The 12,830-nt window shown below is 60.5% G+C and carries 10 protein-coding genes; 6 read left to right on the forward strand and 4 right to left on the reverse strand.

Translation table 11 applies throughout. The features are described 5' to 3' along the window. Positions 1–15 precede the first annotated feature (15 nt). The 3 genes from GSP01_RS08905 to sucB all read right to left on the reverse strand — a co-directional run bounded on the left by GSP01_RS08905 (position 16) and on the right by sucB (position 2,720). The gene (locus GSP01_RS08905; RefSeq protein WP_141352796.1) at positions 16–234 is read right to left on the reverse strand and encodes a hypothetical protein; all 219 of its coding nucleotides are present in this window, start codon (positions 232–234) and stop codon (positions 16–18) included. Between the two features lie 263 nt (positions 235–497). Beyond that, positions 498–1,508, reverse strand: a complete 1,011-nt coding sequence (locus GSP01_RS08910; RefSeq protein ID WP_141352798.1) for a L,D-transpeptidase — start codon at positions 1,506–1,508, stop codon at positions 498–500. A gap of 114 nt (positions 1,509–1,622) precedes the next feature. Then, positions 1,623–2,720: a dihydrolipoyllysine-residue succinyltransferase gene (gene sucB, locus GSP01_RS08915; protein WP_141352799.1), complete on the reverse strand. Its 1,098-nt coding sequence runs from the start codon at positions 2,718–2,720 to the stop codon at positions 1,623–1,625. Between the two features lie 167 nt (positions 2,721–2,887). On the opposite strand from sucB, the gene GSP01_RS08920 reads away from it, so the two are divergent. The 3 genes from GSP01_RS08920 to rho all read left to right on the forward strand — a co-directional run bounded on the left by GSP01_RS08920 (position 2,888) and on the right by rho (position 6,661). Further along, positions 2,888–3,535, forward strand: a complete 648-nt coding sequence (locus GSP01_RS08920; RefSeq protein WP_141352801.1) for a gluconate 2-dehydrogenase subunit 3 family protein — start codon at positions 2,888–2,890, stop codon at positions 3,533–3,535. Positions 3,536–3,549: 14 nt separating this feature from the next. Continuing rightward, the gene (locus tag GSP01_RS08925) at positions 3,550–5,079 is read left to right on the forward strand and encodes a GMC family oxidoreductase (RefSeq protein WP_141352870.1); all 1,530 of its coding nucleotides are present in this window, start codon (positions 3,550–3,552) and stop codon (positions 5,077–5,079) included. Positions 5,080–5,359: 280 nt separating this feature from the next. Continuing rightward, the gene (rho, locus tag GSP01_RS08930) at positions 5,360–6,661 is read left to right on the forward strand and encodes a transcription termination factor Rho (protein WP_141352803.1); all 1,302 of its coding nucleotides are present in this window, start codon (positions 5,360–5,362) and stop codon (positions 6,659–6,661) included. Between the two features lie 90 nt (positions 6,662–6,751). On the opposite strand, the gene GSP01_RS08935 is transcribed toward rho, so the two are convergent. Next, a complete protein-coding gene (locus GSP01_RS08935) occupies positions 6,752–7,198 on the reverse strand; it encodes a methylated-DNA--[protein]-cysteine S-methyltransferase (protein ID WP_141352805.1) in 447 nt (148 codons plus the stop codon). A gap of 463 nt (positions 7,199–7,661) precedes the next feature. Here GSP01_RS08935 and GSP01_RS08940 point away from each other — a divergent pair, with 463 nt between their 5' ends. From GSP01_RS08940 to mnmE, 3 genes are all read left to right on the forward strand, one after another. Further along, on the forward strand, positions 7,662–9,935 hold the full coding sequence (locus tag GSP01_RS08940; RefSeq protein WP_141352807.1) for a PQQ-dependent dehydrogenase, methanol/ethanol family: 2,274 nt from the start codon (positions 7,662–7,664) through the stop codon (positions 9,933–9,935). A gap of 29 nt (positions 9,936–9,964) precedes the next feature. Beyond that, positions 9,965–11,401 carry a c-type cytochrome gene (locus GSP01_RS08945; RefSeq protein ID WP_141352809.1) on the forward strand — a complete coding sequence of 479 codons (1,437 nt, stop codon included), beginning with the start codon at positions 9,965–9,967 and terminating at the stop codon, positions 11,399–11,401. 114 nt (positions 11,402–11,515) lie between these two features. Then, positions 11,516–12,829 (forward strand): tRNA uridine-5-carboxymethylaminomethyl(34) synthesis GTPase MnmE, encoded by a 1,314-nt coding sequence (gene mnmE / locus GSP01_RS08950; RefSeq protein WP_141352811.1) that lies wholly within the window; start codon positions 11,516–11,518, stop codon positions 12,827–12,829. The last annotated feature ends 1 nt before the right edge of the window (position 12,830 follow it).

Genomic DNA, 12,830 nt, shown 5'->3' on the forward strand with positions numbered 1-12,830 from the left:
AAAAGGCTCAAAGGCTCAAAGGCTCAAAGGCTCGGCCTTACCAATTCCGGTGTCGTTATATTTTTTTGAATAACCACTCGGATAGAACCGGATAATATCGTCGATGCTGACGCGCGGAATGATATTGTTGCTCAGAAAGCTATACTGAATTTTCAATATCTTTCCCCTAATAACCAGCGATAATGTGACAGCTGCAATCCGCAAGACATGCCCCAGAACGGTCAGATTTTCCACGACAGGCATCGCCGTTTTTTATTTTTCGCTTTGTGCTCTTCATGCTGCTTTTATCTTAAATAAGAAATATCTGCGTAGGAGATTCCTCCCAACAACAAGGCATCAACGAAACACCCGGAAAACCGGATATGGTTGCGCATCTTGAATAGTATAGAGAATGTGCTCTAGTGAATATTATGCATTCCATACGAAAGAGTTTCACTTAGTAAAATCTCTTTATTATTTATTAATAAAATATTAATGATGGATGATTACGTTGATAATCAAGGTAACGGCCTTTTATCTGCTATCGGGTCAATCTTCGGTTCCGTCAGCGGCCCTGAATCGATCACCACCACCAGATCCCCGGCAATCTGTGTCGGCTGTCGGTTCTTCGGAAGTAGCGCCTGAAAACGTGGATCATAGCTCGCGGCCTGCTCATAAAGCGCATCGATCAGCCCGTAATGATCCATGAACTTGTTCATGGTCGCCGGAATCCGGATGCAGCCTTCAGAAGCCGGATGCCCTAGGCGCCATTCCAGGAACTGCGGATCCGTCGCATGGACTTCCAGCCGAATCTGCCCGGTTTCATGTCGCGGCAGCCAGCCCTTCATCGCCGTCTGCCATCCCATATCCCACACACGCGACCCCTTGGCGCCAATCCCACGGATTCCGTACTTATTCTTCGTGCCTTCCGCCCGGTAGCCCAGACGATCCGCCGTGTTCTGGAAAACCCCGGTCGGTGTAATATAGTAATATTTTCGTCCCGTCGTCCCGGTCGAAACCGGCGTACCTCCAAGAGATTCCCAGGGCGCATCCGGCAGCGCCAGCACATAATCCAGATGCTGGATCTTCTCGTTACGGTCCACGACCATGACAAGCTGCGGCCGCGCAATCGGCATGTTCGCCTGCGTCACCTCGTCCTTCGCAAGCGTCAGGAACGCCCGACGGCGTTCGGGCGTGTATGTGCTGAACCCTTTAACGGTATGCTTCATCAGCACCGCCAAGCGTGACGCCTCTTCTCGCGCTACCTCGTCGGATACAACCGGCAGATCCGGAATATCCAGAGCTAGTGGCGCCAAATTGGGCCGCGGTGGCGTATCGGTCGGCGGATTACTAGCGGGTGGTGGGACCGACGCTCCCAGAGAGGAAGTCGTATCCGGCTGATGAGTCGATATTTCCGGACTTGCGCCATCCGGCCGTGCACAGGCCGCTAGCGGTGTCATGCCCAGAACCATCACTGTAGACGCACATAGCAGGGCAGCAAACCGCGTCAGTCTGGAAACATCACGCATCTTCAGGGCACCATCCTCGGGTTCGGAACAACAGACAGAACGCGAGGGAACAGAGACCTGTCCGGCGTTCGGCATGACTGGAACGTCTTCAACGCACCAGCCACGCAAAAGGCGTCACAGATCCAGAAGTAGACGCCTCGGATCTTCCACAAGTTGCTTGATCCGGACGAGGAAGCTCACCGCTTCCCGCCCGTCCACGATCCGATGATCGTAAGACAACGCAACATACATCATCGGCCGGATCACGATCTGCCCATCCCGCACGACCGGACGATCCTGAATGGCATGCATCCCCAAAATGCCCGACTGCGGCGTATTCAGGATCGGCGTGGAGAGCAGCGATCCAAAAATCCCACCATTCGTGATGGAGAACGTCCCGTGCGACAGTTCCTCCAGCTTCAGACCGCCCGTCCGCGCCCGCTTGCCGTAATCGGCGATGCGACGCTCCAGCTCGGCAAAGCTCATCTGATCGGCATCATGCAGCACCGGCACCACCAGCCCGCGCTCCGTGCCCACCGCAATGCCCAGATTGACGAACTCGCGATAAACGATCTCATCGCCTTCGATCTGCGCATTGATCGCCGGATAATCCTTCAGCGCACCCACCACGGCCCGCGCGAAAAAGGACATGAAGCCCAGACGCGCGCCGTCATGCTTCTTTTCGAACTCGTCCTTGTATTCCGCCCGCAGCGCCTTGGCGGCGGACATGTCGATCTCGTTGAACGTCGTCAGAATGGCCGCCGTGTTCTGCGCCGCCTTCAGATTCCGCGCGATCGTCTGACGCAGACGACTCATGGGGACCCGACGCTCCCGCGCCTCATGCGAAGACAGCTTGGGGGCCGGTGCGAGAGAAATGGGCTTCGGCGCTTCCGGAGCGGGAGGCGTGACGCGCGCAAGGGATGCGACAGGTTCCGGAACCGGCGGCGCAGCAGGAGCCTCAGCCACAGGAGCGCGTGCAGCAGCAGCCGGTGCCTCCGCCGTCTCGTCCACCGCCCCCAACAGACCGCCGATTTCGACTTCCGTGCCCACCGCCACACAGTCTTCCAGACGCCCGGCGGACGGCGCGGTCACTTCAACGCTGACCTTGTCCGTCTCCAGCTCCACGATGGTCTCGTCATGCTGCACATAGTCGCCGGAGTTTTTAAGCCACCGCGCGACAGTCGCAGTCGTCAGGCTTTCTCCAAGCGCCGGAACCCTGATTTCGACAGTCATGCTGCTTCCCTGTCTTGCGTCCCGCCGCGAAGCGGGGAAATGTCTGTGCCGTACCCGGCACTCTGTCCGGAAAAGGTTAAGAATGCAGAATACTGCATCTTCGTTCCCAGTGGGAGGCGGAACCCTCCCCGTCGCCGGACTTTGAAACCAAAACACAGGAGGCCGCAATGTCCCACCCGCCCGACCGTCCTGAAATTCTGGACTCCGACCATCTTTCCACCCGTACCCGCGAGATCCTGACATCGCGGCTTTCGGTCTCCACCGCACAGCCGCGCACCCTGTCGCTCCGGGCCTATGCCGCCCTCGACGCGCTGCTGCCCGTCCTGCTCCCGCTGGACGAAATCCTACCTCCCGCCACCGACATTGCCATGACAGCCCGGATCGACGCCGCGCTCTCCGGCCCGCGTGACGGCTGGCGTTTCGCGGACCTCCCGCCCGATGCCGAAGCCTGGGAATCCGCTCTCCTGACCCTCGACGACGTCGCGGCCGAACAGCACGGACTCGCCTTCATCCACCTGGCCCCGGACCTGCGCGGCGCCCTGCTCGACGCCGTCATGGAGGGTCAGATTGGTCTCGAGCGCGAAGGCCGGCTTACGGCATCCCAGATGAAACGCTGGTCCGGAGACCTGCGTGGCGAGGTCGTAGACTGCATCATGAGTGACCCGCGCATCCAACAGGCACTCGGCATTTCCTCCAGCCTCACCGGCGGCGACACGGTCTTTCAGGGCTTTACAAAGGTCGGCTCCGACAGCCGCGAAGACTTCGAACCCAAAGCCACCGCCCCCCTTCTCCAGATGGCAGAATCCAGCGAATGAGCAGCAGCACCCTCATGAAAACATTCGCCAAAACGGACATCGTCGATACCCTCATCATCGGCAGCGGTGCCGGTGGCGCGCCCCTGGCCGCAGAACTCGCCCGCAACGGCAAAACCGTCGTCGTGCTCGAAGCCGGCCCCGCCTTCCCCGCCACGGGACACACGCCTGACGAAATAGCCGCCCGCGAACTATACTGGCTGCACGAACGCCTCTCCGCAGGCACAAACCCGCAGGCTTTCGGCGGCAACAACAGCGGCACCGGCCTTGGCGGCTCCCTGCTTCATTACGGCGCCTTCATGCCGCGCATGGACGCCCGCGACTTCCACCTGCACACCGAAACCGGCAAGGGCGTGGACTGGCCCTTCGGCCTGGACGAACTGCTCCCCTATATCGAGCGCGTAGAATCCTTTATCGGCGTCTCCGGCCCCGCCCATTATCCGTGGGACCCAGAGCGTCGCTACGCCTACGCGCCCCCGCCGGCCAACTCCGCCGCGCTGAAAATGCGTGAAGGCTGTGACGCGCTCGGCCTGCGCCACGCAGACGGCCCCGCCGCCCTCATCACCCGCGATATCGAACAGCCACATTTCGGCACCCGCCATGCCTGCGCCAACTGTGGGGCCTGCCATCAGGGCTGCCGCAATGGCGCCAAATCGGGCACGGACAACACATGGCTCCCCATGGCCGTCGCCTATGGCGCGGAACTCCGCCCGGGCTGCTTCGCCCATACGATCGAACGCGACAGTTCAGGCCGCGTGACCGGCGTGGTCTATCGCCAGAACGGCGTCGAACACCGTCAGAAATGCGCGACCCTCGTCCTCGCCGCCGGTGCCGTCGAAACCCCGCGCCTGCTCTTGACCAATGGTCTTGCCAACAGCTCCGGTCAGGTCGGCCAGAACTACATGACCCATGTCTCCACCCAGGTCTGGGGCGAGTTCGACGAAGACATCCGCCCCAATCGCGGCTACCCGTCCCTGACCATCACCGAAGACATGATGCGCCCAAAGGATGCGGATTTCGTCGGCGGCTACCTCGTGCAATCGCTAGGCATGATGCCCGCAACCTGGGGCCAGAACCTCGCCCGCAGCACCACGACACGCGGTCCGGCCTTCGCCCGCGCGCTCGCCGGATATAACCGCTCAGCAGGCATGGGCATCAACGGCGAATGTCTGCCCCGCCCCGAAAACCGCGTGACGCTTTCGGACGAGAAGGACGCCTTCGGCATCCCCAAGCCCCTGATCGAACATTCCTATGGTCCCAATGAATGGGCCATGCATCATCACGCCGCGCGCCTGATGACACAGATGTGGGAAACCGTCGGTGCAAAGGACATCCGCGTCATCGACCGCGCTGCCCACATGATCGGCACCTGTCGCATGGGCGCCGATGCCGGAAGCAATGTCGTCAATCCGGTCGGCCGTAGTTTCGATATCGACAATCTGTGGGTCTCCGACCACTCAATCTTCCCCAGCGCCGCCGCCGCCAACCCGGCTCTGGCCATCATGGCCCTCTCCCTCCGCACAGCAGAAGCCATGCTGAGGACCTGACCTAAAAGAAATTGACATAGATCAAAGTGATCCGGAGCCTGTGCAGGAGTCTTGACACCGCTTCGCGCGCTCCGGTAAGCGATGGACGACTTTCCGGTGGCGTCCTGTCACCCGGTCTCCCTTTCCTTACGGATGCTTCCTGCTTCCCCCGTCCTGCGAAATCCTCACAGATAACCGCCTGACACAAGCAGTTCCCGTTCAGTAGCTCCGCCTTCTGTACGGTCGCGCATCCCTTCCCCTATCAGGTCTGCCACTACCGGCACATCAAGGCGCGTCTTTCATGCATCTTGCCGAACTCAAGAAAAAATCCCCAGCCGACCTTCTGGATTACGCAGAGGAACTGGAGATCGAGAACGTCTCGTCCATGCGCAAGCAGGACATCATGTTCGCCATCCTCAAGACCCTCGCCGAACGCGATCAGGCGATCTACGGCGAAGGCACGCTCGAAATCCTGCCAGACGGCTTCGGTTTCCTGCGCAGCCCGGAAGCCAACTACCTTCCCGGCCCCGACGACATCTACATCTCCCCCACGCAGGTCCGCCGCTTCGGCCTGCGCCCGGGCGACACGGTTGAAGGCCAGATCCGCGCCCCGCGCGACGGCGAGCGCTATTTTGCGCTGCTGAAGGTCAACACCATCAATTTTGAGGCCCCGGAAACCGTCCGGACCCGCATCAACTTCGACAACCTCACGCCGCTCTACCCCGAGCGTCGCCTGAAGATGGAAGTCGAACAGTCCGAACCCGCCGTCACGGAATCCTCTCCGCGCGGCCGGGGCAAAAAAGACCAGCGCGACTACACCCCACGCGTAATCGATCTCGTGACGCCGATCGGCATGGGCCAGCGCGCCCTGATCGTCGCGCCACCCCGCACCGGCAAGACCGTGATGCTCCAGAGCATCGCCGCCTCCATCTCCGCCAACCACCCCGAAGTGTTCCTGATCGTCCTGCTGATCGACGAACGCCCGGAAGAAGTGACGGACATGGCCCGCTCGGTCCGCGGCGAGGTCGTTTCCTCCACCTTCGACGAACCGGCGACCCGCCACGTCCAGGTGACGGAAATGGTGCTGGAAAAGGCCAAGCGCCTGGTCGAGCACAAACGCGACGTGGTCATCCTGCTGGACTCCATCACCCGTCTCGCCCGCGCCTACAACACCGTCGTCCCCTCCTCGGGCAAAGTGCTGACCGGCGGCGTGGACGCCAACGCCCTGCAGCGCCCCAAGCGTTTCTTCGGCGCCGCGCGTAACATCGAGGAAGGCGGCTCGCTGACGATCATCGCAACCGCCCTGATCGACACGGGCTCGCGCATGGACGAAGTCATCTTCGAAGAGTTCAAGGGCACCGGTAACGCCGAACTCATTCTGGACCGCAAGCTGGCCGACAAGCGCACCTTCCCCGCCATCGACATCACCAAGTCGGGCACACGTAAGGAAGAACTGCTGGTCGATCGCGCCGAACTGTCCAAGATGTGGGTTCTGCGCCGCATCCTTGCCCCTATGGGCACGATGGACGCCATGGACTTCCTGCTGGACAAGCTCAAGTACAGCAAATCCAATCAGGACTTCTTCGACGCCATGAACAACTGATCCCGGATCAGCATGGCCGACAGAAAAAGGGGAGCTCCGGCTCCCCTTTTTTGTTGTCCAATCTATCGAAATGACGGGAAAGCCTGTCTGTTACAGCACGCCTTCCAGATGCAGCATCGCATGCTTGTCCGCGATGCCTCCCAGTCCCGAATATCCGCCAAGCCCCGCCCGCCCGACAACACGGTGACAGGGGATCAAGATCGGAATCGGATTCGCCCCAACCGCTCCGCCAACCGACCGCGCAGACCCACCGACCTCGGCCGCGATATCCGCGTAAGTCCGGGTCTTGCCATAGGGAATCCGCCGCAGCGCATCCCAGACCTTCTGGCGGTACGGAGTCCCGTAGGGGCGATAGGGTAGCGTGTCGAAGTCGACCGATTCCCCGTCAAAATAGCGCTCCAGAAGATCGCGAGCCTTCAGAAGGAGTGGAGTCTCCTCCTGATCGCGTCCCCAACCCCAGTCGAGAGCGACAATCTCGCCTTCGTCTTCACTGATGGTAAGGGCCCCGAAAGGTGAGTGGCAGGATAGCTGTGGCATGAACAACACGGTGCCCGAGTGGCTCAAAACCGTCAATCCGGCGAAACTGCATCATACCGAGACTTTTTAGCCATGCGTTATACGCATATCGACATATGAAAATATACCAAAAACACATATGGCACCGCTTATGTAGGCTTTCCAGCAATGTTCTGTAATGTGTTGGAAAACTGCCATTTTTCGTATCGAAAATGCCATACTAGGTTTTCCGAAACGCGAGTGTAATCATTTGGTGAAGCCTGTCACAGGCACTTCATCCCTCTCCTGCACAACTTCCTCACGGAAACGTCAGAAGCCGTGTTTGTCTTAGGTAATAAAATAGGGGCAGTAAGTTCTCATGCTGCGGGTGTCCGGTACTAATTGTCGGCTTGAGGGGACAGGGATTTCCATCCTCACCTTTCAAGACTTCACGGGTCCAGAATATCACAGCGGAAACAGTCTTTACAAAAAGGACAGTTGGATCATGACTTCTGGTCTACTGACGCCGATCAAGGTTACGAAAAAGCGCCTCCTCAGCTGCGCCGCCGCACTGGCGTTCTCGGCAGCTGTGCCCGTCGCTTTCGCACAGGAAGATACCGGCGCAGCAATCACAAGCGCCGATAATGGCGGCCATGCCGGGGACTGGATGTCTTATGGCCGTTCCTATTCCGAGCAGCGTTATAGCCCGCTCGACCAGATCAACACGGACAACGTCGGCAAGCTGAAGCTCGCCTGGCACTATGATCTGGACACGAACCGCGGCCAGGAAGGCACTCCCCTGATCGTCAATGGCGTCATGTACGCCACGACCAACTGGAGCAAGATGAAGGCGCTGGATGCAGCGACCGGCAAGCTCCTGTGGTCCTACGATCCGAAGGTTCCGGGCAACATCGCTGACCGTGGCTGCTGTGACACGGTCAGCCGTGGTGCCGCCTACTGGAACGGCAAGGTTTATTTCGGCACGTTCGACGGCCGTCTAATCGCGCTCGACGCCAAGACCGGCAAGCTGGTCTGGAGCGTCTACACGATCCCCAAGGAGGCCCAACTCGGCCACCAGCGCTCCTACACGGTTGACGGTGCTCCCCGTATCGCCAAAGGCAAAGTCCTGATCGGCAACGGTGGTGCAGAATTCGGTGCCCGTGGCTTCGTCTCTGCCTTCGACGCAGAAACCGGCAAGCTCGACTGGCGCTTCTTCACTGTTCCGAACCCCGAGAACAAGCCTGACGGCGCAGCCTCCGACGACATCCTAATGTCCAAGGCTTACCCGACCTGGGGCAAGAACGGTGCCTGGAAGCAGCAGGGCGGCGGCGGTACCGTCTGGGATTCGCTCGTCTATGACCCGGTGACGGACCTCGTCTATCTGGCCGTCGGCAACGGTTCGCCTTGGAACTACAAGTTCCGTTCCGAAGGCAAGGGCGACAACCTCTTCCTCGGCAGCATTGTCGCGATCAATCCTGATACCGGCAAGTACGTCTGGCATTTCCAGGAAACGCCGATGGACCAGTGGGATTACACTTCGGTCCAGCAGATCATGACGCTCGACATGCCGGTCAACGGCGAAATGCGCCATGTGATCGTTCATGCTCCGAAGAACGGCTTCTTCTACATCATCGATGCCAAGACGGGTAAGTTCATCACCGGCAAGCCCTACACCTACGAGAACTGGGCCAACGGTCTGGATCCTGTTACGGGTCGTCCGAACTACGTGCCTGATGCTCTGTGGACGCTGACAGGCAAGCCCTGGCTCGGCCTTCCGGGCGAGCTGGGTGGCCATAACTTCGCCGCCATGGCCTACAGCCCGAAGACGAAGCTGGTCTACATCCCGGCACAGCAGATCCCGCTCCTGTACGATGGCCAGAAAGGCGGCTTCAAGGCGTATCATGACGCCTGGAACCTCGGCCTCGACATGAACAAGATCGGCCTCTTCGACGACAAAGATCCAGCACACGTCGCCGCCAAGCAGGACTTCCTGAAGGTTCTCAAGGGCTGGACGCTGGCCTGGGATCCCGTGAAGATGGCACCGGCCTTCACGATCAACCACAAGGGTCCGTGGAACGGTGGTATCGTTGCCACGGCCGGTAACGTGATCTTCCAGGGTCTGGCGAACGGCGAATTCCACGCCTACGACGCCACGAACGGCAACGATCTCTATTCCTTCCCCGCACAGAGCGCGATCATCGCTCCGCCAGTAACCTATATGGCCAACGGCAAGCAGTATGTCGCAGTTGAAGTGGGCTGGGGCGGCATCTATCCGTTCCTGTACGGCGGCGTTGCCCGCACTTCAGGCTGGACGGTCAACCACTCCCGCGTGATCGCCTTCTCGCTCGACGGCAAGGACAACCTGCCTGCGAAGAACGAACTGGGCTTCACCCCGGTCAAGCCGGTTCCGACCTATGACGAAGCCCGTCAGAAGAACGGATACTTCCTGTATCAGACGTTCTGCTCGGCCTGCCATGGCGACAACGGAATCTCCGGTGGCGTTCTTCCTGACCTCCGCTGGTCCGGCGCGCCGCGCGGCAAGGAAAGCTTCTACAAGCTCGTTGGTCGCGGTGCTCTGACAGCCTACGGCATGGACCGCTTCGATACGTCCCTGACGCCTGACCAGATCGAGGACATCCGCAACTTCATCGTGAAGCGTGCAAACGAATCCTATGATGAGGAAGTCAAGGCACGTCAGAACTCAACAGGCGTTCCGAACGATCAGTTCCTGAATGTCCCGCAGTCCACGGCCGATATCCCGACCGCGGATCACCCCTGAGGCAGCGGTTTGCATAAGGAACACGTGACATGCTGAACGCATTAACTCGGGACAGGCTGGTATCTGAGATGAAACAGGGATGGAAACTCGCGGCCGCTATCGGCCTCATGGCGGTGTCTTTCGGCGCCGCCCATGCCCAGGACGCCGATGACGCCCTGATCAAACGTGGCGAATACGTCGCCCGCCTGTCGGACTGTATCGCCTGCCATACGGCCCTGCACGGACAGCCCTATGCGGGCGGTCTGGAGATCAAGAGCCCGATCGGCACGATCTATTCGACCAACATCACGCCGGATCCGGAACACGGTATCGGCAACTACACCCTGGAGGACTTCACGAAGGCCCTCCGCAAAGGCATCCGCAAGGATGGTGCAACGGTCTATCCGGCCATGCCCTATCCTGAATTCGCACGTCTGTCCGATGACGACATTCGCGCGATGTATGCCTTCTTCATGCACGGCGTGAAGCCGGTCGCCCAGCAGAACAAGGCTCCGGATATCAGCTGGCCTCTGTCTATGCGCTGGCCGCTGGCCATCTGGCGCGCCATGTTCGTCCCCAGCATGACACCAGGCGTGGACAAGAGCATCAGTGATCCGGAAGTCGCTCGCGGCGAATACCTCGTCGACGGCCCGGGCCATTGCGGCGAATGCCACACGCCCCGCGGTTTCGGAATGCAGGTCAAGGCCTACGGTACGGCTGGCGGCAACGCCTATCTGTCCGGTGGTGCTCCGATCGACAACTGGATCGCGCCGAGCCTTCGCAGCAACAGCGACACGGGTCTGGGTCGCTGGTCTGAAGATGACATCGTCACCTTCCTCAAGAGCGGCCGCATCGACCACTCCGCCGTCTTCGGTGGCATGGCCGACGTGGTGGCCTACAGCACGCAGCACTGGTCGGACGACGATCTGCGCGCCACAGCCAAGTACCTCAAGAGCATGCCGGCCGTACCGGAAGGCAAGAACCTCGGTCAGGATGACGGCCAGACGGTCGCTCTGCTGAACAAGGGTGGTCAGGGCAACGCCGGTGCGGAAGTCTATCTGCACAACTGCGCCATCTGCCACATGAACGATGGTTCTGGCGTCAACCGCATGTTCCCGCCGCTGGCAGGCAACCCGGTCGTCATTACCGACGATCCGACGTCGCTCGCCAATGTCGTGGCCTTCGGTGGCATCCTTCCCCCGACCAACAGCGCACCGTCCGCTGTTGCCATGCCCGGGTTCAAGAATCACCTCTCCGACCAGCAGATGGCCGATGTCGTGAACTTCATGCGCAAGGGCTGGGGTAACAACGCACCAGGCACAGTGTCTGCTGCCGATATCCAGAAACTGCGTACGACAGGCGCTCCGGTCTCCACAGCTGGCTGGAACGTCTCCAGCCAGGGCTGGATGGCCTATGTGCCGCAGCCTTACGGCGCAGGCTGGACCTTCTCCCCGCAGACCCACACCGGCGTGGACGACGCACAGTAAGCGTCCCCACCCCTGTCAGTCTGAAAGAAAGGGCGGATCGGAAACGGTCCGCCTTTTTTCGTACCTGCGCGCAGGGCATTTCACTATGGAGCCACCTGCACTACATAGAAACCTATGACGCGCTCATCCCTTCCGGACGTCCCTGACAATACGCCACAGGTCATTTTTGCCCTAGCCACAGGTCCCTCCCGTGCTGCCATCGCGATCATTCGCGCCAGCGGTCCAGGCTGTGATACGATCCTGAAGACGCTCTGTAACGGACGCTTGCCCGAACCACGGCGCGCCAGCCTGCGCACCCTGCGCAAGAGCGAAGACGTGCTCGATCATGCCGTCGCCCTCTGGCTCCCCGGCCCCAACTCCTACACCGGGGAAGACGGCTTCGAGCTGCACCTCCATGCTGGCCCCGCCATCATCGCCCGCGTAGCCGACGCCCTCACCGATCTAGGAGCCCGCCCCGCCGAACCCGGCGAATTCACACGCCGCGCCGTGCAGAAAGGAAGACTGGATCTCCTTCAGGCCGAAGCCATTGCCGACCTCGTGGACGCTGAAACCGAAAGCCAGCGCAAACAGGCCCTCCGCCAGGCCGACGGCGCCCTGAGCCGCCTGTATGATGACTGGGCACAGCGCCTGCGTCTCGTCCTTGCCCATCAGGAAGCCCTGATTGACTTCCCGGACGAAGACCTTCCGCAGGACGTGGAAGACGGACTGGTCGAGGAACTCTCGAAACTCCAGACCGAAATGTCCGCCCATCTTCAGGACAATCGCGGCGAACTCATGCGCCAGGGCCTGACCGTGGTGATCGCAGGCTCGCCCAATGTCGGAAAATCCAGCCTTCTCAATACGTTATCCGGAACCGACTCTGCTATCGTCACTCATCGCGCAGGCACCACACGGGACGCCATAGCAATAGACTGGACTCTGGACGGCGTCCGCCTGCGTCTGATCGACACGGCAGGCCTGCGCGAGACGGAAGACGAAATCGAGGCCGAAGGCATCCGCCGCGCGCTGTTTCACGTGAAACAGGCGGACGTGCTTCTCCACCTGATCGGCCCGGATGAAAGCCTCGACACCCTTTCCGGACAGGAAATTCGCATCCGGACGAAAATCGACATCGCACCAGCCCCGCCCGGCATGTTAGGGATCAGCACGCAGTCCGGCGAAGGACTTGATGCGCTGCGTCAGGTCCTGTCCGAACGGGTGTCCGAACTCATGGCCGGTTCAACCGCGCCTCCGCTGACCCGCGCCAGACACCGCGCCGGAATCCAGGAGGCCGCAACCCATCTGGATCAGGCCCGGACCGCGACATGGCCGGAACTGCGGGGCGAAGAACTCCGGCTGTCCATGCTGGCTCTGGGGCGTCTGACCGGACGTGTTGATGTTGAATCCCTGCTCGATGCGATTTTCGGGCAGTTCTGTATCGGGAAGTAGG

It is taken from the genome of Gluconobacter sphaericus NBRC 12467, from assembly GCF_006539125.1.
In the GTDB taxonomy this organism is placed as follows: Bacteria; Pseudomonadota; Alphaproteobacteria; order Acetobacterales; family Acetobacteraceae; genus Gluconobacter; species Gluconobacter sphaericus.